This is a genomic window from Streptomyces sp. NPDC024017, assembly GCF_040638895.1.
In the GTDB taxonomy this organism is placed as follows: Bacteria; Actinomycetota; Actinomycetes; order Streptomycetales; family Streptomycetaceae; genus Streptomyces.
In genome coordinates this window covers 371,640-391,088 of record NZ_JBEZYZ010000002.1, presented here as the reverse complement: position 1 = coordinate 391,088, position 19,449 = coordinate 371,640, and the positions used below count along the sequence as shown (strand labels likewise).

The following is a 19,449-nucleotide window of genomic DNA, read 5'->3' as shown; positions in this document are numbered from 1 at the left end:
CTGATATCGGTCTCAGCGGTCCGACGACGCAGCCCCGCGGAATGTGAGGCCGGTGCACGGCCTCACATTCCGGCGCGCTGTCTCGTCGGACCGGTGAGGGCACCTGCGACCGAGGGACACACCATGAGCACCCCGTCCGAACCGGCCGACGACCTGGACGCGATCACGCGTGAGCGGCGGCAGCTGATCAATCTCGCGTACCGGCTGCTCGGCTCGCTGGCCGAGGCCGAGGACGTCGTACAGGAGACCTACGCCCGCTGGTACGCCCTGTCCCCGGAGCAGCGGGACGGCATCGCGTCCCCCGGCGGCTGGCTGACGACCGTCGCCAGCCGGATCTGCCTCGACCTGCTCGGCTCGGCCCGGGCCCGGCGGGAGCGGTACGTGGGCGAATGGATCCCCGAGCCGCTGCCCGGCCGCACGGAGTGGGTCGGCGGTGCCACGGCCGGGCCGGCCGACCCCGCGGACCGCGTCACCCTCGACGAGTCGGTCACCATGGCCTTCCTCGTCGTGCTCGAGTCGATGACCCCGGCCGAACGCGTCGCGTTCGTCCTGCACGACGTCTTCCGCTACTCCTTCGCCGAGGTGGCCGAGATCGTCGGCCGTACCCCGGCCGCCTGCCGCCGGCTGGCCTCCTCGGCCCGGCGTCGCATCCGCGCGGAGCAGCCTCCCGCGACGCCGCCGGCCCGGCGCGCGGACGTCGTCAGGGCGTTCCGGCGGGCGTGGGAGGACCAGGACATCGACGGCCTCATCGGCGTGCTGGCCCCGGACGCGACCGCGACCGGCGACGGCGGCGGGCTCGTGCCGGCCGCGCTCCACCCGGTCGAAGGCGCCGAGCAGGTCGCCCGCTTCTTCGCCGAACGGGCCCGCGCGGTACCCGGGATCTCGCTCCTGGAGTGCGCGGTCAACGGCCAGCCCGGCCTGGTGGCACAGAAGGACGGCGTCACCGTGTCGGTGCTGGCCTTCGACATCGCGGGCGACCGGATCCAGCACGTGTGGGCCGTCCTCAATCCCGACAAGCTGCGGCCCTGGACGGCGGACTGACCGGCGCCGCCCCGGCCACACGAACGGACGCGGCGATGATTCCGGCCCCGGCAGCGGGTCGTTAGTGGTGAGGAGACGAGGAAGGAGTCCCGCCATGCCCGCACAGCAACCCACGACCGAGCTCGACGCCCGCTACAGCTCCGCACTCACCCCCCGCCCGGGTGCCTCGGAGGTCACCGCCACCGCATGGGCCGAGGCGCGGCGGCGGCTGGAGGCCGCCGAGATCTTCTGGGTGTCCACGGTGCGGCCCGACGGCCGGCTGCACGTCACGCCCTGCATCGCCGCCTGGCACGACGGGGTGCTGTACTTCTCCACCGGCCGTCAGGAGCAGAAGGCGAAGAACCTCGCGCACGACGCGCACTGCGCGCTGACCACCGGGGCGAACTCCCTCACCGACGGGTTGGACCTCGTGGTCGAGGGCACGGCCGAGCCGGTGGCCGACCGTGCACTGCTGGAGGAGGTGATCACCGCGTACGAGACGAAGTACGGCCCGCACATCACCTCCCCCGAGGGCACCTTCCACGGCATCGGGGACTCGTTCCGCCGCGGCGACGCGGTGGTGTTCGCGGTGGCCCCGGACACGGCGTACGGCTTCGGCCGGGACAACGGGGTCTACAGCCACACGCGTTGGACGTTCGAAGCCCCCTGATCCGTGGTGAACCCGTCCTACGACGGGTCCCACAGCGCAGTGCCGCGGGCCGCCACCCGGTCGCCGATGCGGCGCAGCAGCTCGGTGCCGGGCAGGACGTCCGGGCGGCGGCCGTCGCGCAGACGGGGGGCCACGAGGCCGGCGGTGGCCTCCCGCCCGCCGATCACCGCCTGGTACGGCACCAGCCGGGCCGCGCGGATGCGGGCGGCGAGGGTGCCCTGCTCGGGGCCGGCGACCTCGGCGCGCAGACCGAGCTCCCGGGCGCGTCCGGCCAGGTCGTGGGCGGCGTCGTACTGCTCTTCCGCCACCGGCAGGACCGCCAGCTGCACCGGCGCCAGCCACGGCGGGAAGGCGCCGCCGTGCTCCTCGAGGAGGTGGGCGACCGCACGCTCCACGCTGCCGATGATGCTGCGGTGCACCATGACCGGGCGGTGTTTCGCCCCGTCGGGGCCGATGTAGTGCAGGTCGAAGCGCTCGGGCTGGTGGAAGTCGATCTGCACGGTGGAGAGGGTGGCCTCCCGGCCGGCCGGGTCGGTGATCTGCACGTCGATCTTGGGGCCGTAGAAGGCCGCCTCGCCCTCGGCCGCCTCGTACGGGATGCCGGAGCCGTCCAGGACCTCCCGGAGCAGGGCGGTGGCGCGCCGCCACAGCTCCGGGTCGGCCACGTACTTGCCGCCCTCGCCGGGCAGGGACAGCCGGTAGCGGGCCGCCCGGATGCCCAGGTCCGCGTACGCGCGGCCGATCAGCTCCAGAGCGGCACGGGCCTCCTCCACCGCCTGCTCCACGGTGCAGAAGATGTGCGCGTCGTTGAGGGTGATGGACCGCACCCGGGTCAGGCCGCCGAGGACGCCGGACAGCTCCGAGCGGTACATGCCGCCCAACTCGGCCATTCTCAGGGGTAGTTCGCGGTAACTGTGGGAGCGGGAGCGGTAGATCAGGGCGTGGTGGGGGCAGAGGCTGGGGCGCAGCAGGACCTGCTCGGCGCCCACGTCCATCGGCGGGAACATGTCGTCGCCGTAGTGGTCCCAGTGTCCGGAGGTCTCGTACAGCTCGCGTTTGCCGAGGACCGGCGAGTACACGTGCCGGTACCCGGCCCGTCGTTCCGCGTCGCGGATGTACTCCTCCAGGGTGTGCCGCACGATCGCGCCGTCGGGCAGCCAGTACGGCAGCCCGGCGCCCATCAGCGGATCGGTGTCGAACAGGTCCAGTTCACGGCCGAGCCGGCGGTGGTCGTACATGGTGACTCCTCGCGGTGGGGAGGCGAGCACCACGCGACGAAGCCCCGTGGCACGCGCCCCGGGGCTTCGGACATCTGGGTCAGCTGTCAGCGCGCCGGGAGACTCTCCGGCGTCGTCGTGGAGGACGGGAACGACTGGGCGCGCTGCATGGCCGTGACGCTAACAGGAAGGACGGGAGCGGAGCGACGGGTTTCTGACGGGGTGGCCGGGCGTCTTCCGGCCGCTCACCCGGACGGACCGTATCGCTGGTGGGCGGGCGGTCGCGGTGGTGCCGTAAGAGCATCCGCCCGATCTTGGAGAGCCGCCCCGCCCGCGGACGCCTCCATGAGCCCCCCTGCAGGAGGCACTCCGATGACCCACCCCCCGGCCACCCGTGCCCTCCTCGCCTCCGCGCTGTCCGTGACCGCCCTGCTGGCCGGCACCGGCTGTACCGCCGAGGACGAGCCGCGGCCCCGGTGGTTCTCCGCCTCCGCGTCCGCCTCGGGCGCGTCACCCGCCGTCGAGCAGCCGTCCGGTTCCGGAGCCGCCCTCACCGAGGCCCAGGCCCAGGCGGCGCTGGTCACCGCGGCCGACCTCGGGGAGCCCTGGGGGCCGACCCGGGGCGCGCGGACCTGGCGGGACGGGCTGCTCAAGGCCACCACGGAGGACCGGGACTGCCAGCGGCTGCTGGACGTCCTCTACACGGAGGAACCCTTCGGCGCCCCGAAGGGCCCGCAGGCGACGTCCGCGCTCGACGACGGCGACACCGACGCCCAGTTGCGCTACCGGGTCGCCGCCCACCCCCCGGCCGACGTGGACCGCGCGCTGGACTGGATGAAGTCGCTGCCCGGCAGGTGCGGGGAGTTCACGGCCGCGACCACCCGCGGCGGCATCCAGGGCGTAGAGGTCCGCGAACTGCCGCTGCCGCCGGTGGGTGACGCGCGGCAGGGCCTGCGGGTCATGCTGGCCGGCGAGACGGAGGAGGGGGAGCTGACGTACCTCACCATGGACCTCGCCGCCGTCCGCGTCGGCGAGGAGGCGATCAGCCTCACCAACGCCGGCCTCGACGAGGTGTACGCGGAAGTCACCCGGCAAGCCGTGCAGCTCGGGGCGCAGCGCCTGGCCGAGATCAGGAAGCAGGGCAGGGCACAGATCTGACGCCCCGGCCCCGGCGTCGGTACCGGTCCCGTCAGGACCCGTCCCCGTCAGTACTCGGTCCCGTCAGTACCCGGTCCCGTCAGTACCCGGTCCCGTCAGTACCGGTCGAAACGCGTGCGGTGGGCGATCACGTCCCGCGCCGCGTCCAGGGCCGTACGCCCGCGCGCGAAGGCGTCCGCCCGCAGCCGCGCGAGTGCGTCGTCCGCGCCCACACCGAGCTGCGCCATGATCATGCCGACGGCCTGGTAGACCTCGTCGTGGTCCGTGGCCAGCCCGCTCAGCCAGTCCTCCCCGTCCTGCGCCTCGGGCTCGTCCCCGTGCGGCAGCGCCATCAGGGCCACGGTCATCACACCGGCCACGATCCGGGCCACGTGCAGCTGGCGGTCGGTGAGCGCGCCCGGGCGGTCGCGGTACAGGTCGAGGGTGCCCACGCACACCGTGCCGCTGCCCAGCGGCACCGCGTACACGGCCCGCACTCCGGCCTCCGTCGCCTGCTGGGCGAAGACCGGCCAGCGCCCGGCGTCCCGGCCCGTGGTCAGGTCGCAGGCGAGCACGGGCGCGCCGTCCGCCAGCGCGCTCTGGCAGGGGCCGTCGCCCAACGTGGCCTGGATCTGCGCCAGGTGGGCGGCCTGCGCGCTGCTCGCGCTCAGCTGCACGGGCATGCCCTCGCTGCGCAGCGACACGCTCGCGCCGATCACCGGCAGCAGCTCCACCGCCACCTCGCACAGCCGCCCCGGCACCTCCCCGGGCTCGGCGCCCTGTACCCCTCGGGCGATCACGTCGGCGGCCCGGACTCCGTCCGGGTCCGGGCCACTGCCCCCGGTGCGGCGGGGACCCGGGTCGCTTCCTGAGGCGCCTCGGGGATCGTCCCTGGGCCGCACGACCACCGCCTCCTTCGATCACCGCGCCCTGCACCGCCGGCGGTTTCCGGGGCGGGCCCATGGGCGAGGCAGGCCGCCGTGCGTCCGCTCCCGCGAGGCCGTCGTGCGCCCGGCCGGGGGTGTCCCAGCCCGGTGCTCGCCGCGCACCGGGCCCGGCACTCGCCCGGATCACTCCGGAACCTGCCGATTGGTGCCCCGACTACCCGAAGCCGGTGGGGCAAAACCCGTGCGCGGGGCCGTCGCCGCGGGGGTCCGGCCTCAGCGCTTCTCGTACGGGTTGTCCGGCTGCGGCACCCGTCGTACGGAGGTGGCGTCGAGGACCGGTGGCCAGGCGGCGGCCGAGCCGAGTCCGCCCTCGGGATGCCACGTGCCGGTGACCGTCACCCAGGTGTCGACCGGCGGATCCTGCGCACCGCGCACCTCGGCCTTGGCGGCCGTGGCGTCGGCGGCGCAGCAGGAGACGAGGAGGCGGGTGACGTACCAGGTGCCGTCGCCGTCGCGGGTGACGAAGCCGGTGAGCCGGACCGTACGGCCCTTCAGGGAGCGGCCGCTGTCGTAGACCGCCCGGGAGCCGAACTCTCCGAGGGCGAGGTCGACCGGGTTGCCGTCCGGCAGGGCCGGGAAGGTGCCGACGCCCCGGGCGGCACGCTGGGCCGCCTCGCGCTCCGCGCTGTAGGAGCCGAGGGCGGGCGGCGGGAACAGGAGGAGGGCGAGGGCGGGGAGCGTGAGGAACCAGGCGACGCGGGGACCGGCGGGGCCGTGACTGTGGCCCGCGTGACCGCCGTCGCCCCAGTGCTCCCCTTCCTGCTCCTGCTCCTGCTCCTCCTCCTGCTCCTGCTCCTGCTCCTCCTCGTGCTCGTGCTCGTGCTCGTGCTCGTGGTCAGCGGTCTCATGGGCAGCCGCCCCGCGTGTCACCGCCGCCACCGCCACCCCCAGCAGCACCAGCGCCACGCCGGACACCACCAGGTACGGCCGCAGCCCCGCCTGCACATACCGGAGATACAGCTCGCTGAAGAGCGACACCCGCAGGATCGCCGCGCCCACGAGCGTGAGCAGCACGGCGGGTCCGTAGCGCCTCACAGCAGCCACCACCCCACCAGGACGCTGCTCGCCACGGCCACCACCCACGTCGCCGCCGAGAACCGCACCGCGAAGGTCCTGCCGAACGTGCCCGTCTGGAGGGCGATCAGTTTCAGGTCCACCATCGGCCCGACCACCATGAACGCCAGCCGCGCGGTGGGGGAGAAGCCGCTCAGCGACGCCGCCACGAAGGCGTCGGCCTCACTGCACACGCACAGCACGACCGCCAGCACCGCGAGCAGCAGCACCGACAGCCAGGCCGACCCGGTGAACACCTCCAGCACCGACCGCGGCACGACGATGGCGAACGTCGCCGCGGCCGCCGCCCCGAGGACGAGGAACCCGCCCGCGTGCAGGAAGTCGTGCTGAAGGCCGGAGACGAAGGCGCGCGGCCCGCCGGCCGGCGTCCGTCCGGAGCTCCGTTTCGGCAGCCGCAGCCACTGCTCCTTCCCGAACCGCGCCCACAGCCAGCCCATCACCACGGCCGTGCCGAGGGAGGCGACCAGCCGGCCGAGGACCATCTCCGGCTGCCCGGGGAAGGCGATCGAGGTCGCCACGAGGACGACGGGGTTGATCGCGGGCGCCGACAGCAGGAAGGCGAGCGCGGCCGCCGGTGCGACACCCCGCCGCATCAGGCTCCCCGCCACCGGCACGGACGCGCACTCGCAGCCGGGGAGCACGACCCCCGCCGCCCCCGCGACCGGCACGGCGAACACCGTACGGCGCGGCAGCACCCGCTGGAAGACCCGCTCGGGCACGAACGCCCCGATCGCCGCCGACACGACCGTGCCCAGCAGCAGGAACGGCACGCCCTGCACGGTGATCGCGGTGAACACCGTCCACCAGGCCGCGACCGGCGGGGTGTAGAGGTCGAGCGCCAGCATGGGCCCGAGCACCGACGCCACCGTCGCGATGGCGAGCAGCGCGGCACCCCCGAGGACGGCGTACACCAGGGCCCGCAGGCCCAGTCGTATGCCGTCGGCCATCGTTCGTTGGTTCTCCACGCGGCCCGCCCCGGTCGTTCACTTCCCGGGAGGGAGGCTAACCCGCACGGCTGTGCGAGGTCCCTGCTTTCTCACAGAGGGGGCTGTGCGGGCGCGGGCCCGAGGGTGGTGGTGCCGGGAGCCGTACGGTGCCCGAGGCCCGTGCGGTAGGCGTCCAGGGCCGCCTCCACCCGCCCGGTCCGCCGCAGCAGGTCCCCGAGCAGCCGGCACAGGTCGGCCAGGTCACCGGCGGCACCGGCCCGCTCCAGCAGGCTCAGGGCGCGGACGTAGTGCTCCTCGGCGTCCTCCGTGCGGCGGGCGTCCTCGGCGATGATGCCGAGCAGCCGGTGCGCGGCGGCGGAGTGCACGGCGCCGCGGTCGGGGGACAGGTGCCCGAGGACGTCGTGCAGCAGGGCCGCCGCCTCGTCGGACCTGCCGCGCCGGTGCAGCACGTCGGCCAGCTCGACGGCGACCTGGCTGCTGTAGAGGGCGGCGCGCTTGGCCGACAGCATGCCGAGGGCCTGCCGCAGCTCCTCCTCGGCGCGCTCCAGCCGGCCGTCCTGGGCGTAGACGTAGCCGCGCATCCAGTGGCAGTTGGCCAGTTCGGTGCGGATCTGCAGGCCCCGGTACAGCTCGGCGGCCTTGGCCAGCGAGGCGTCGGCCTCGGCGAGGCGGCCCTCGGCGACCAGGGTGCGGGCGACGGACCGGTGCATGCGGGCGACCAGGGCGGGGTCACCGGACTGCGGGGCGAGGGCGAGGGCGAACTCGGCGGCCTGGGCGGCCCGGGCGTGCGCGCCCATGTCCATGTACGGGCCGATGGCGCTGGCGTAGAGCAGCAGCAGGGCGTCCGGGTCGTGCAGGCCGCCGCGGTTCAGTTCGTCGAGGGCGGTCTCCAGCAGGTAGACGGCGTACCGGAGTTCACCGGCGAGGTAGTGCGCCACGGCCCGGCCGCGCAGGGCCGGGACACGGGCGGGCAGCGGCGCGCCGGCCAGGCACTCCTCGGCCCGCTCGAAGTACTGCCGGCCCGCCACGAGCTCGCCCGTCTCCAGGGCGCACTCGCCGAGTCCGAGCAGCGCGGCGGACTGCTCCGCGGTCAGGTGGTGCGTCTCGGCCTCGACGAGCAGCTCGGCGTACTGCTCGGCCGCCGTCTCGGTCTCGCCGACGGCGAGGGTCCGCTGCGCCTCGGTCATCCGCAGCCGCAGCTCGGTCGCGAGTCGCGCGGAGTGCCCGCTGGCGAGCTCGTCGAAGGCGACGCCGAGCCGGTCCGCGAGATGCCGCAGCGCGTCGTCGGAGGGCCGCACCCGGCCCGACTCCAGGGTGGAGATGTAGGCCGGTGTGTACGCCGGTTCCGCCAACTGCCGCTGCGTCAGGCCGCGTTCCACACGCAACCGCTGCACCCGGCGGCCGATGGTCCCCGGATCGTCACGCTCCCCCACGCCAACTCCCCCTGTGCCTCTTGCCGTTCGGCCTGAACTGCCCCTAGGTTAAACGGAGTGTTAAGCCGAATTGTTGAAGACGCTTAATACGTTGCCCCCCGTAGCCACCGCCCCAGTTGCGAGGTCGCCGTGCTCGAACGCACACGCACCGCCGAGCGGTACGCCCGAGGCTTCGCCGCCGCCCTCGTCGCCGTGGCGACCCTGCTGCTCGCGGCGAACGCGGGGCCGGCGAGAGCGGAGACCCCGCAGCCCGAGCAGCGGACGGTCGCCGACTCCCGCTGAGCCCGGGGGGGGGCAGCGCCCGGCGCACCGAGCTGGTCGCGAACGCCACACGCCCGGCCGGCGCGCCGCGGTGCTGGTGCTGCGGCGGCCGGACGGGCGGGGACTGCGCGTGGAGGTCACGGACACGTGCCCACGGCCGCCGTTGTCCACAGCTGTGGACGAACTCGCCGAGGCGGGACGCGGCCAGGAATTCGGTCAGCGCGCATTCCCGCGTGAGCGAATACAGCGCCGGCCGAAATAGAGAATTCCAGCCGCACCGACGGCGGCGCCTGCCGCGCACACCACCGTCGCCCACGTGGCCATGTCCTGGGTGATCCACAACAGGCTCACCACGACCAGCGCTATGGAGAACAGCAGCCGTTCTCCATAGCCCGGACCGCGACGGCCGGTCAGTCCCTGTTGGCCGTGCACTTGTACGTGACGCCCTTCATCTTGATGTCGCGCCATCCCGCTTTCACCGACACGTTGGTTGGGGCGACATCGGTACCACCGCCGCCGCCGCTTTCCTTCCGGCAGTAGTAGCCGAGCGCATCGAGCTTCTTGATGTCGCTCATGGCCTGGTACTTCTTGTACGACGCGATCATGGCGGCCCGCTTTTCCGCAGGCGTGGCCTCCTTCGCCTTCGTGTACGCGTAGCACCCGATGCTCGCGCCGATCCCCACCCACGAGGCGCCCTTGGCCAGGGCCTTGGTGAGGCCTGCCGCGCCACTGCCGATCCCCAGGACCGCGCAGATCTCGTCCGCTCCGGCGCGCACTTCCGGCTGCGCCGGAGCCGCCTGTGCGGCCTGTGCTCCGACACCGCACAGCGCGCCGGTCATGGCGAAGGCGATTACGGAAGAAATTCCCTTGCTTCGTACGCTCACGAAGTCCATCCCCGTTTTCTTGAATTGTGTACTCGGATTGCATGGTCAGTGCGAAATTGAGGCTACCCACGGGGACAGACGTTCGCAATGGAGAAACTGTGAACATCACCGGGAGGAAATTCAACCGGGTAAAACCTTGCTCAATGCCTCGTCAAGACTTTTCGCCACCTGCGCGTCACCCGGCCGTGCCGCACCCGCCGGCCGGGGGCCGTACAGGGCGTCCAGTTCGGTGATGAGGGTCTGGGTGACGGCGCCGTACAGGGGCGTGCGGGGGCGCTGCACGGCCTCGCTCAGGGCGGGCAGCAGGATGTGCCGGGAGTAGCTGACGCCGTTCGCGAGCCGGTCGGGTGCCTTGAGCTCGGCGCTCTCGCCGGTGGGGGACGCCGAGGCGCTCTCGGAGTACGCGGCGGCGTGCCGGCACTCCGTCGCGTCGGCGCTGCCGGGAGCCTGGTAGGCGGAGGTGCGGGTCGCGGCGAACCCGGCGCGCAGCAGGCAGCGTTCGCTGTCCGGGTCGGTCAGGAACGCGATCAGCTCGGCGGCCTTGGCGGCCCGCTGCTCGGACGTGGACGAGGTGACGGCCAGGTTCTGGCCCCCGAGCACGGCCTTGCCGGGCAGCCGGGTCACACCGAGGTCCCCCTTGAACCTCTCGTACAGGGCCGGGTAGACGTACGGCCAGTGCCGCAGGAAGGTCGTGCGGCCCTCCGCGAAGGCGCTGAGCGATTCGGCCTCGCGGGACCCGGAGGCCTCCCCGAGCATGTACGGCGACGCCGTGCGCTCCCGCAGTTCGGTCACCCCGGCCGTCAACTGCGCCTCGTCGGCGGTGTACCGGCCGTCCTGGTCGGTCAGTGCGAAGTCCGGGACGGCCGAGGCGAACGCCTCGATCGCGTTGACCGTACGGCCCTCGTAGGCGGCGAGCTGCGTGGTCCACCCGTCCTTGTAACCCTTGGGCTTCGGCCGGTCGTTGACAGCGTCGATCAGTTCCCGCAGGTCGTCCCAGGTCACACCGCCGCCCAGTTCGGTCCGGGAGGTGCCGACGTCGCGCAGGTGGTCCTTGCGGTAGTACAGCAGGCCCACATCGCTGTTGAAGGGGACCGCGTACCGCTCGCCGTCCCAGAACGACGTGCGGTCGACGGACGGGATGATGTCGTCGGGCGACTTCACCGCCGCGCCGGTCAGCGGGCGGATCAGGCCGGCGTCGGCGAACTCCGGGATCCAGGTCACGTCCAGGTTCACCACGTCGTACTCGGCGCCGCCGGACTGGAGCGCGCCGAGCAGCTGGCTGCGCTGCTGGTCGGCGGAGCCGGGGAGTTCCACCAGGCGGGCCCGGTAGCCGTGCTCGCCCTCCTTGGCGTTCCAGGCGTCGATGAGCTGCTGGCGGATGCCGTTGTTGCCGGTGACGTCCTGTCCGCTGGCCACCACGATCCGGGGCGGGTCGGCGCCCTGCGGCTGCTCCCGCGCCTCCTTGCCGGTGCAGGAGGTGAGCGCGAGCAGGGACAGCAGCGACAGTGCCGTGGCCGTCAGGCGGCGGGCCGTCATTCCTCCCCCGTTCCGGTCCGTGCGACCTCGTCGTGCAGGGCGGGCACGAGGTCGTCCCCGGCGTCCAGGCAGCGGCCCCGGCCGGCCTCGGCGATGCGCGTGGCGGGGCGGTCCCGGTCGCAGCCCGAGTTGCTCAGGGACACCATGGCCACCGGGACGCCCGCCCCGCCGGCCCGGTCGAGGACCTCCTTCAGGGCCTTGCCGGTCAGGCGCCCGTCGTCCTCGCCGTCGGTGAGGTACACGATCAGCTGCGGCCGTTCGTCGTCGGCGCCGCGCTCCCGCATGAACGCCAGGGCGTCCCGCAGGGCGCCGGGCGGATCGGCCTCCGCGTCCCGCACCTCGGCGTCGTCCAGGGCGTGTTCGGCCTCGGAGGACGCGTGCGTGCCGAAGGGCAGCAGCTCCGTGTGCGTGCGGTCGCCGGTGCCGTGCACCGCCCACACGCCGTACTCGTCCTCCCCGCCGAGCCCGGGCAGGGACTGTTTCAGGATGCCCGGGCCGCCACTGGGGCCGTCCCACCGGCCCGCCATCGAGCCGGAGCTGTCGAGGAGGAACAGGACCCGGCCGGGTTGGTGCGCGTTGCCGTAGCGCTCCAGTGCCCGTTCCATCTTCGAGGGGTCGGCGCTCCCGGCCGGGCGGACGGACTCGATGAGGCCTCCGGGGGCCGGTGTCGCCTCGAGCAGGCCGCGCTCACCGGTCGCGGACCTGAAGCCGTGCTCGCCGAGCACCGTCCGGCCGTCCTCCCCGGTCAGCCATCTGTGGAAGCGGTCCACCGCGTCGTCCCGCGCGTCGGCGTCCCGGTCGCCGTCCTCCCAGCGCACCCGGACGAACGCCGGTTCCAGGCCGGGCACGTCGTCGGGGTAGGCGGCCACCCGCTGGGCACGGGTGACCGGGTGGCAGCCGATGCCGCTCCTCAGCAGGAACTCCGGGACCAGCGCCGTGCCGCGGTTGTCCACGGCCTCGTCACCGGGCAGCGCGCACAGCAGCCGCGCGGCCGAGGGTTCGGGCCGCCCGGTCCGGGCGAGGCCCAGCTCGGCGTCGCGCGCGTCGGCCGCACCGCGCGCGCCGGGCTCGTCGCCGTACAGGCCCATGGTCGCCAGCAGTGCCGAGTCGGTGAACTCCGGGTCGGCTCGGTGCAGTTCGGTCTTGCCGTCGGGCTGTCCGAGGGCGTCGAGCAGCCGGGACAGTGACCGCCCGGTGCGTTCGAGGCCGGCGCCGAGTGCCTTCGGTACGGCCAGCACGACCGGTGAGTACGCGATCGGCTCGGCCTCCGGCTCCAGCCGGGCGAAGACGCGGTCCTCCTTGGCTGCGGCCCGGGTGACCAGGTCGACGTCCGCGCGGGTGCCGGGGATCCACACGTCCGGCTGCGGGCCGATGTCCCGCTGCGGGTTGTCGTCCTCACGGGGCTGCTGCCAGGCGTCGGTCCGCTCCCCCAGGGCGGTCACCACGGCCGCGGCACCCGCGCTGTTGACGGTGACGCCGCTGCGCCGGCAGCCCTCTCCGGTGGTGTTGGCGTCCGAGGTGACATAGGCGTCCGCGGCCGCCCGAATCGCCGGCTCCAGGTCGGGGTCGGTGAGGACGCGCAGTTCCAGGGGCGGTCTGCAGGGGCCGGAGTCGCCGGTCAGGGCCAGGATGCCGTAGCCGCCGGCGCCGGTGGCGAGCAGGGCGAGCACAGCCGCCGGCGCGGTACGGCCGGACCGGGCGACGGCCTTCCGGGCGCGGGCGAGCAGGCTCCGGAGCCATGGGAACCAGCCGCTGTCCGCGGGGCCGGGCCCGTTGGTGACCGGGCCCGGCCCCGCCGCCAGCAGCACGTCGTCCGAGTCCCAGGGCGGAGCCAGTGCCTGCGGCCGCTGCGGGTCGTCGGCCTCCGCCTTGTACTTCGCCGCGGCCATCCGCTCCTTCACCGCGGCGTACAGCTGGGAGAGCCATACCTCGCCGCCCCCGTCGAGGACGCGCACCATCTCGCGGGTGAACGGTGTCGCCACGTCGGCGGTCCCGCCCAGGATGCAGCGGTTGGGCTGCACGCTCATCAGCAGCAGGATCTTGTGCTTCTTCCGCTTCGGATCGTCCAGGCGGTGCCAGATCCCCGCGGCATTGCCCGCGTAGCAGCAGTCGAGGATCACCACGACCTGCTCGGCGTGGCTCTCGGCGAGCTCGCCCAGCACCTGGCTGAAACTCACCGAGCCGGGCAGCCCATGGCCCGTGAGCACCCGCGCGGTGCGCATCTGGAGGTGCAGTTCGTTGCCGGAGGTGGAGGTGACGGCGTGCCCGGCGAAGTAGAGCAGCAGCAGCCCCTTGGCCTCACGGCAGGCGCGGCGCAGCGCCCCCGTGAAGTCGTCCGGGGCCGGCGAGGCCAGGGTCCTCACCTCGCCCGCGCCGAACACCCCGCCCCGGTTCAGCGCGTCCTCGAGTGCCGTCCGGTTGTGCCGGACGGCCGGGAGCTGACCGCTGACGCCCTGGGGATCCGGTGCCGTGTGGTCGTACTCGGACACACCGACCAGCAGCGCCCGGTTCCCCTTGTGGCGCGGGTCGAAGCGGCTCACCGGCCTACTCCCCGTCGGGGTCCAGTGGGCGGATCTGCGGATCGGGATGGCCGCCCTGCAGCCTGCGGCGGTTGTTCGTCCAGGTCTTCACCGCGCGTGCGGTGTACTCGGTCAGTGCCAGGACCGTGACGACGTCACCGAGCAGTCTCAGGACGAGTTCGAGGTCGGGCCCCAGGCGTCCCTCGGTCCCGTCCGCGCCGGTCTGCACCTCGATGCGCAGCTGCTCGTCGGCGAGCAGTTCCGCCAGCTGCTCCTCGCGCTCCAGCCACGTCTTCAGAGCTCTGACATCATCCACGGTCGCGTCGGCGCCCAGCCGGACGCGCACGCCTAAGACAGCCACTCGGTCCCCCTCTGTCATGCCCGCCATCATGACACCGGGTCAGGCCCCGGCGGCAGACCTGTGACGTGACCCGCGAAAGCGATTGCACGCCCCCTTCACGCCACGCGCACACGGCGCACGCGGCTCAGGCCTGGGTCTGCAACTGCCGCAACTGCCGCTGCACATGGTCCAGCGCCCCTTGGCGCCGCCCCGGCACCCTGCCGCGCAACGCGGCGAGGGCGGCGCCCAGTTCGCGGGCCGGGGTGGTGTCGCGGACCTGGCCCCACTGGTGGTGTGCCCGGTCCACGGCGGCCTCGACGGCGGGGGCGTCCGGCGCCTGCCCGGCGTTCAGACGGGCGGTGGCGATCATCAGCCAGGTGCGGCAGCTGCGGGCGGCGTCCCCGGCGAACATCGCCAGGTCGGCCCGTACCTCGGCCCAGTGCAGGGCCTCTTCGGACGCGGGCCCGTGCGCGGTGACGGCGGCCTGCTCGTGCCGGGCGGCGAGCGCGTCGGCGTCGGCGTGCCGGCCGGACTGGACGGCGGCGGTGATGGCGGCGTGCGGATCCCCGCCCGCCGGGCTCGGCGTGCTCAGCACCAGGTCGGTGCCCGCGCTCTCCGGCGCGATCCGGCTCAGCGCCTGCTGGTGCAACTGCTCGACGGGCGGCCGGAACCCGCTGCGCAGGATCGTCGCGACCGCCTTCATGTACGCCGGTGCCGCGACCGTGCGTCTGGACGGCGGTGGCGCGATGCGACCGTGAACGGCGTTGCCCCGTCCCGAGTCGAGCGGGGTGCCGCGCAGCAGCTCCCAGGTCTCGGCGTCGGCGTGCAGGTCGAGCAGGAGGGTGGTGGCGCCGGCGGGCCTGAGCCGCAGTTCCTCCCGGAACCAGTGCCAGGGGAAGGCCGTGTAGCGGGCGGTGGAGGCGGTGGTGCGGGCCAGCGCGAGGTGGGGCAGGCGCTGACGGCGGTCGAGCTGGAGCTGGCCGGTGACGTACACGGTGAGGGGTCCGGGGGCCGTCGCGGCGGCGCGGAGCCGGGTGAGTACGGCCTGCGGCTCCAAGGGGTCGGCGAGTTCGACGACGTTCGCGGTGTCGGTGCCGGACAGCACCGCGGGCGGTACGGCGGCGAGGACGGGGAGTACGGAGGCGGCGTCCACCAGGCGCCCCCTGCCCACCGGCGAGGCCGCCAGCAGCAGCACGGTTCCGGGCATCGCCCCACCCCCTGTGTCGATCACGTACGTCAGCACCGTAACCGCTGCGGCTGCGAAGGTGGGTCTCAGGACCGCAAACGTCCGCCTTCGGGGGCTTCGCCCCCGGGTCTCCTGCGGACGGCGAACACCGTGGTGTCATCGGCGAGGTGCCCACTCCCGTGCCGCAGGGTGCCGTCCCGTACGAAGGCGGCCAGGCGGGCCGGTTCGGCGGTGCCCGGGTCCTCGGCGACGGCCCGGGCCACCTCGTCGGCGAGCGGGTAGAAGGCCCCGTCGGCGTCGCGGGCCTCCGTCACCCCGTCCGTCACCAGCAGCAGCGTCTCGTCGCCGGCGACCCGACACCGCCGGGCATGAGGCGGCCCGGGCGCGAGGTCCCGGCAGCCGAGCGGCAGCCCGGCCCCGGCCGACAGGGTGCGCACCCCGCCCGGCCCGACGGCGAGCGGCGGCTCGTGCCCGAACAGCACGACGTCCACCGCCTCCTGGTCGTCGTCGGGGAAGGCGAGCAGCACGGCCGTGGCGAACCGGTCGCCGTCCGAGCGGCCCAGGGCGGAGGTGTGCCCGCGGTGCCGGATCATCCGCGTCTCCAGCCGCTCGGCGACCGTGGCGAGGTCCGCCTCGTGGTACGCGGCCTCGCGGAACGTGCCGAGCAGCGCGGCCGCCGCCTCCACCGCGCCCAGGCCCTTGCCCTGCACGTCGCCGACGAGCACGCGGGTGCCGTGCGGGCCGGGCTGGATGTCGTAGAAGTCGCCGCCGACGCGGGCGTGGGCGTCGGCGGTGAGGTAGACACCGGCGTGGTCGAGGCCGCCCCAGCCCGGCGGCAGCGGGCGCAGCACGGTGCGGCGGATGGTGTCGGTGACGTCGCCCATGTGCAGCGCGCGGTGCTCGTCGCGCACACGGATCACGCAGGCCAGGGTGGCGAGGATGCCGCCGAGGGCGACGAGGACGAAGTCGGCGCGTCCGGCCCGGTATTCGTGCGGCCAGGCGCTGTCGGCGACGACGTACGTCACCAGCGAGAGGACCGCGAACAGGGCCGTGCCCCACACCCCGCAGATCGCGGCGGCGATCCCCGGCACCAGCACGATCCAGGAGATCATGCGGAACTCGCCGATCGTGTGGTAGTCGGCCACCGCGATGGCGACGAGCAGCAGCAGCGGCGGCACCCAGGCCACGCTGCGGCCCCGTACCCGCAGCAGCTCCTGCCGCCGCACGACGTCGCGGGGCCCGGCCCGGGCGTGCCGGACGAGCGGGCCGTGCCCCCTGCGGTGGCGGCTCACGGCCCCAGCGAAACACGGGGCGGCACCGGCCGCATCCCGTTCCGGCCGCTGCGCCGACTTGCCAGGGGCTGCCCGCCGGTGTGCCCTGGATCCAGGGGCAGGGACAGAGAGGAGAGCTGTCATGGCTCATGCGGCACCCGCCTCACGCAGGATGATCACGCAACGCCGTAGGCCCGACGTGTTCGGCCCGCGGATCCACACCGCCGTGAAGGTCGGTCTGCCCGTGGTGCTCGGACTGGTCTACGGCTTCTGGGCCGCGGCCAACCAGCGTCACGGCGGGCCCATCACCGGCTGGAACCTGCTGTTCGGCTTCGTCACGGCGCTCGTGTTCGCCGTGCTGTTCGCCGCCGTGTGCGCGCTGGCACCGCTGCTGCCCCGCGAACTGCACGCGCTGTGCTGGTTCGTCTTCACCGGCTGCGCGGTCGGCTTCCTCTACAGCCAGACCGGTGCGTCCGTGTACAGCTCCAGCGGCCTGGGACTGCTGGTGGGGGCGGGCGTCCTGGCGATGGTGTTCTACCGCTACTACACGCACGAGGACGCCGCGGGCCGGCGGATCGGCTGACGGAGATCAGGACACCCGTTCGGGTGAGTCCGCCGAGGGGCCCGTGACAGCCGCTTCTCGCAGGTGGAGTGCGCTGCCGGGCGACCGATGTGCGGCCGGACCCCGTCGTTGCGCTCGCGGGCCGGGCCGCGGGCGCCTTGCCTGGAAGGGTGTCCGAACGCGACCGGGCGCCCGTACCCGAGAGGGCGCCTCCACGATGGCGGAACGCCCTGGCGGCCGTTCTGCTCACCCTCGCGTGCCTGCTCGTGCCGTTCGGGGCGCTCGCCTCCTGGGCGGCCCACGGGCTCACCGACACCGGCCGCTACGTGCGGACGATGGCGCCGCTCGCCGCCGACCCGGACGTGCAGCGCGCGGTCGCGGACGCCGTCGGGGAGGGCGTCATGCGGGAGGCCGGGCGCGAGGTCGACACCGGGGCGCTGCGCGGGGCGGTCGGGCCCTTCGTGCACGACGCGGCGCGATCCTTCACCCGCACCGAGGCGTATCGCACCGCCTGGGACGCGGCGAACCGGGCGGTGCACGACGCGGTGCTGCGCGCCCTGCGCGACGACGGCACCCACGGAGCCCCGGTGACCGTCGACGCCGCCCCTGTCATCGCCCAGGTCAAACAGCGACTCTCCGACGACCACATGCCGTTCGCCCACCGCATCCCGGTCACGCACACGCGGATCCCGGTGCTTCCGGCCGAGGACGCGGACCGCATGCGCAAGGGGTACCACGTGCTGGACACCGCCGCCTTCTGGCTGCCGCCGGCCACCGCCGTCCTCGCGGTCGCCGGGATCGCCGTCGCCGCGTGCCGCCGCCGTGCGGTCACCGCCCTCGGCCTGGGCACGGCCCTGGGCGGCGCGCTGCTGGTCCTCGCCGTGGCGATCGGCCGCCGCCTCACCCTCGCCGACCTGCCCGACGCCCTCCACCGCCCCGCCGCGGGCGCGGTCTACGACGCCCTCACCGCCACCCTGCGCACGGTGTCGCTGCTGTTGTGCGTGCTGGGCCTGACGGTGGCGGCCGGCGCCTGGGTCACAGGCCGGTACGGTCCCCGGCTCGCCGCGCGGCGACATGCGCGAGGGTCCGCAGTGCCCGTCGCAGATCCGGTTCCGGAGCCGACGCGAGCCCGAGCCTGACGGCGTCGGGCGTGTGCCCGGGGGCGACGGCGAAGGCGGGGCCGGGCGTGACGGCGATGCCGTGCGCGGCGGCGGCGGCCGTGAAGGTGTCCGCGCGCCACGGGGCGGGCAGCTCCCACCAGGCGAAGCAGGAACCCGGGTCGGACCGCACGGTGAAGCCCGCGAGTTCCTCGGCGAGGATCCGCTGCCGTCGGACCGCGTCCGCCCGCTTGGCCGCCACCAGCCGCGCCACCGTCCCCTCCCCGGTCCACCGCACGGCCGCCTCCAGCGCGAACCGCCCCGCGCTCCACCCGCCCGACCGCACGGCGTCGCCCACCGCGGCGACCCGGTGCGGCGGCACCACGAGGAACCCGGCGGTGAGCCCCGGGGCGACCCGCTTGGAGAGCCCGTCGACGACGTGAGTGAGAGCCGGGGCGTGCACGGCGAGCGGATCACCCGGCTCCCGGAGGAAGGACCAGATGCGGTCCTCCACCACCGGCAGGTTCAGGTCGTGGACCAGCTGGGCGAGTTGCAGCAGCCGCGGCCGGCTCGTCGTCAGGGACGTCGGGTTGTGCAGCGTCGGCTGCACGTAGAGGGCGGACAGCGGCGCCGAGCGGTGCGCGGCCGCCACGGCCTCCGGGAGCAGCCCGGCCGCGTCCCCGGCCAGCGGCACCAGCGTGATGCCGAGCCGCGCCGCGATCTCCTTGACCAGCGGATACGTCAGCTGCTCCACACCCACCCGGCCGCCCGGCCGGACCAGCGAGGCCAGGGCGGCGGCGATGGCCTGCCGGGCGTTGCCGGTGAACAGCAGCCGCTCCGGGACGGGGCGCCAGCCCGGGGTACTGAGCAGCGTGGCCGCGGCCTCCCGGGCGGCCTCGGTGCCGGTGGCGGCGGCCGGTAACAGCGCCTCGGCGAGCACGTCGGGGCGCAGCAGCGGCGCGAGAACGGGCGCGAGGAGCTCCGGCTGGCCGGGCGCGGCAGGGTAGTTGAGCTCCAGGTTGACGGGCGCGGCGGCCGGAGAGGGTTCGACGAGCGCCTGCCCCGCCGGCCCGGCCGGTGCGGCCCGTACGTAGGTGCCGCGCCCGACCTCCCCGACGACCAGCCCGCGCCGCACGAGTTCGCCGTACACCCGCCCGGCCGTCGACGGGGCGATGCCCCGCCGCCGTGCGAACGCGCGCTGCGGCGGCAGCCGTTGCCCCGGCCGCAGCCGCCCGGTGGCGATGTCGTCGGCGATGCGGTCGGCGATACGCCGGTAGTCACTCATCGGCCGGTCTCCCCCTTGGATTGCACCGAGAGCAAAGATCTTATTGCACTGAGTAGTTGGGCG

Annotated in this window: 18 protein-coding genes; 6 read left to right on the top strand and 12 right to left on the bottom strand. The window is 74.2% G+C overall.

Annotation, left to right across the window (positions count from 1 at the left end; genetic code table 11):
* The first annotated feature begins 123 nt into the window (after window positions 1–123).
* A complete protein-coding gene (sigJ, locus tag AB0G20_RS06535) occupies window positions 124–1,041 on the top strand; it encodes an RNA polymerase sigma factor SigJ (RefSeq protein ID WP_361296712.1) in 918 nt (305 codons plus the stop codon).
* A gap of 94 nt (window positions 1,042–1,135) precedes the next feature.
* Complete coding sequence (locus AB0G20_RS06530) at window positions 1,136–1,690, top strand: pyridoxamine 5'-phosphate oxidase family protein (RefSeq protein WP_361296709.1); 555 nt, start codon at window positions 1,136–1,138, stop codon at window positions 1,688–1,690.
* 17 nt (window positions 1,691–1,707) lie between these two features.
* Here AB0G20_RS06530 and thrS read toward each other — a convergent pair whose 3' ends face one another.
* Window positions 1,708–2,928, bottom strand: coding sequence for a threonine--tRNA ligase (thrS, locus tag AB0G20_RS06525; RefSeq protein WP_361296706.1), 1,221 nt, complete (start codon window positions 2,926–2,928; stop codon window positions 1,708–1,710).
* Window positions 2,929–3,279: 351 nt separating this feature from the next.
* On the opposite strand from thrS, the gene AB0G20_RS06520 reads away from it, so the two are divergent.
* The gene (locus AB0G20_RS06520; protein WP_361296703.1) at window positions 3,280–4,065 is read left to right on the top strand and encodes a hypothetical protein; all 786 of its coding nucleotides are present in this window, start codon (window positions 3,280–3,282) and stop codon (window positions 4,063–4,065) included.
* A 95-nt stretch (window positions 4,066–4,160) separates the two neighbouring features.
* Here AB0G20_RS06520 and AB0G20_RS06515 read toward each other — a convergent pair whose 3' ends face one another.
* The 4 genes from AB0G20_RS06515 to AB0G20_RS06500 all read right to left on the bottom strand — a co-directional run bounded on the left by AB0G20_RS06515 (window position 4,161) and on the right by AB0G20_RS06500 (window position 8,445).
* Complete coding sequence (locus AB0G20_RS06515; RefSeq protein ID WP_361296700.1) at window positions 4,161–4,952, bottom strand: GAF and ANTAR domain-containing protein; 792 nt, start codon at window positions 4,950–4,952, stop codon at window positions 4,161–4,163.
* A 252-nt stretch (window positions 4,953–5,204) separates the two neighbouring features.
* Window positions 5,205–6,026 carry a TIGR03943 family protein gene (locus AB0G20_RS06510; protein ID WP_361297717.1) on the bottom strand — a complete coding sequence of 274 codons (822 nt, stop codon included), beginning with the start codon at window positions 6,024–6,026 and terminating at the stop codon, window positions 5,205–5,207.
* The gene (locus AB0G20_RS06505) at window positions 6,023–7,012 is read right to left on the bottom strand and encodes a permease (protein WP_361297714.1); all 990 of its coding nucleotides are present in this window, start codon (window positions 7,010–7,012) and stop codon (window positions 6,023–6,025) included. The genes AB0G20_RS06510 and AB0G20_RS06505 overlap by 4 nt, the downstream gene beginning before the upstream one ends.
* Before the next feature lie 89 nt (window positions 7,013–7,101).
* Window positions 7,102–8,445: a tetratricopeptide repeat protein gene (locus AB0G20_RS06500; protein ID WP_361296697.1), complete on the bottom strand. Its 1,344-nt coding sequence runs from the start codon at window positions 8,443–8,445 to the stop codon at window positions 7,102–7,104.
* A 129-nt stretch (window positions 8,446–8,574) separates the two neighbouring features.
* On the opposite strand from AB0G20_RS06500, the gene AB0G20_RS06495 reads away from it, so the two are divergent.
* Entirely contained in the window at window positions 8,575–8,727 is a 153-nt protein-coding gene (locus tag AB0G20_RS06495; protein ID WP_361296694.1) for a hypothetical protein, read from the top strand.
* A gap of 389 nt (window positions 8,728–9,116) precedes the next feature.
* Here AB0G20_RS06495 and AB0G20_RS06490 read toward each other — a convergent pair whose 3' ends face one another.
* The 6 genes from AB0G20_RS06490 to AB0G20_RS06465 all read right to left on the bottom strand — a co-directional run bounded on the left by AB0G20_RS06490 (window position 9,117) and on the right by AB0G20_RS06465 (window position 16,397).
* A complete protein-coding gene (locus tag AB0G20_RS06490) occupies window positions 9,117–9,599 on the bottom strand; it encodes a hypothetical protein (protein ID WP_361296691.1) in 483 nt (160 codons plus the stop codon).
* Between the two features lie 111 nt (window positions 9,600–9,710).
* Entirely contained in the window at window positions 9,711–11,126 is a 1,416-nt protein-coding gene (locus tag AB0G20_RS06485; RefSeq protein ID WP_361296688.1) for an extracellular solute-binding protein, read from the bottom strand.
* On the bottom strand, window positions 11,123–13,666 hold the full coding sequence (locus AB0G20_RS06480) for a substrate-binding domain-containing protein (RefSeq protein WP_361296685.1): 2,544 nt from the start codon (window positions 13,664–13,666) through the stop codon (window positions 11,123–11,125). Before AB0G20_RS06480 ends, AB0G20_RS06485 begins: the two co-directional genes overlap by 4 nt.
* A gap of 4 nt (window positions 13,667–13,670) precedes the next feature.
* The gene (locus tag AB0G20_RS06475) at window positions 13,671–14,006 is read right to left on the bottom strand and encodes a hypothetical protein (RefSeq protein ID WP_361296682.1); all 336 of its coding nucleotides are present in this window, start codon (window positions 14,004–14,006) and stop codon (window positions 13,671–13,673) included.
* Window positions 14,007–14,130: 124 nt separating this feature from the next.
* Window positions 14,131–15,192 (bottom strand): hypothetical protein, encoded by a 1,062-nt coding sequence (locus AB0G20_RS06470; protein WP_361296679.1) that lies wholly within the window; start codon window positions 15,190–15,192, stop codon window positions 14,131–14,133.
* A 65-nt stretch (window positions 15,193–15,257) separates the two neighbouring features.
* Window positions 15,258–16,397: a PP2C family protein-serine/threonine phosphatase gene (locus tag AB0G20_RS06465; RefSeq protein WP_361297711.1), complete on the bottom strand. Its 1,140-nt coding sequence runs from the start codon at window positions 16,395–16,397 to the stop codon at window positions 15,258–15,260.
* A 187-nt stretch (window positions 16,398–16,584) separates the two neighbouring features.
* On the opposite strand from AB0G20_RS06465, the gene AB0G20_RS06460 reads away from it, so the two are divergent.
* Window positions 16,585–17,025, top strand: a complete 441-nt coding sequence (locus AB0G20_RS06460) for a hypothetical protein (RefSeq protein WP_361296676.1) — start codon at window positions 16,585–16,587, stop codon at window positions 17,023–17,025.
* A 149-nt stretch (window positions 17,026–17,174) separates the two neighbouring features.
* Window positions 17,175–18,143: a hypothetical protein gene (locus AB0G20_RS06455; protein ID WP_361296673.1), complete on the top strand. Its 969-nt coding sequence runs from the start codon at window positions 17,175–17,177 to the stop codon at window positions 18,141–18,143.
* On the opposite strand, the gene AB0G20_RS06450 is transcribed toward AB0G20_RS06455, so the two are convergent.
* Window positions 18,040–19,386 (bottom strand): PLP-dependent aminotransferase family protein, encoded by a 1,347-nt coding sequence (locus AB0G20_RS06450; RefSeq protein WP_361296671.1) that lies wholly within the window; start codon window positions 19,384–19,386, stop codon window positions 18,040–18,042. The two genes, AB0G20_RS06455 and AB0G20_RS06450, sit on opposite strands and share 104 nt — an antisense overlap.
* Window positions 19,387–19,449 lie beyond the last annotated feature (63 nt).

Coding starts and splice junctions, on each gene's coding strand:
- sigJ (WP_361296712.1), top strand. CDS start 124: ATGAGCACCCCGTCCGAACCGGCCGACGACCTGGACGCGATCACGCGT.
- AB0G20_RS06530 (WP_361296709.1), top strand. CDS start 1,136: ATGCCCGCACAGCAACCCACGACCGAGCTCGACGCCCGCTACAGCTCC.
- thrS (WP_361296706.1), bottom strand. CDS start 2,928: ATGTACGACCACCGCCGGCTCGGCCGTGAACTGGACCTGTTCGACACC.
- AB0G20_RS06520 (WP_361296703.1), top strand. CDS start 3,280: ATGACCCACCCCCCGGCCACCCGTGCCCTCCTCGCCTCCGCGCTGTCC.
- AB0G20_RS06505 (WP_361297714.1), bottom strand. CDS start 7,012: ATGGCCGACGGCATACGACTGGGCCTGCGGGCCCTGGTGTACGCCGTC.
- AB0G20_RS06490 (WP_361296691.1), bottom strand. CDS start 9,599: ATGGACTTCGTGAGCGTACGAAGCAAGGGAATTTCTTCCGTAATCGCC.
- AB0G20_RS06485 (WP_361296688.1), bottom strand. CDS start 11,126: ATGACGGCCCGCCGCCTGACGGCCACGGCACTGTCGCTGCTGTCCCTG.
- AB0G20_RS06470 (WP_361296679.1), bottom strand. CDS start 15,192: ATGCCCGGAACCGTGCTGCTGCTGGCGGCCTCGCCGGTGGGCAGGGGG.
- AB0G20_RS06460 (WP_361296676.1), top strand. CDS start 16,585: ATGGCTCATGCGGCACCCGCCTCACGCAGGATGATCACGCAACGCCGT.
- AB0G20_RS06450 (WP_361296671.1), bottom strand. CDS start 19,386: ATGAGTGACTACCGGCGTATCGCCGACCGCATCGCCGACGACATCGCC.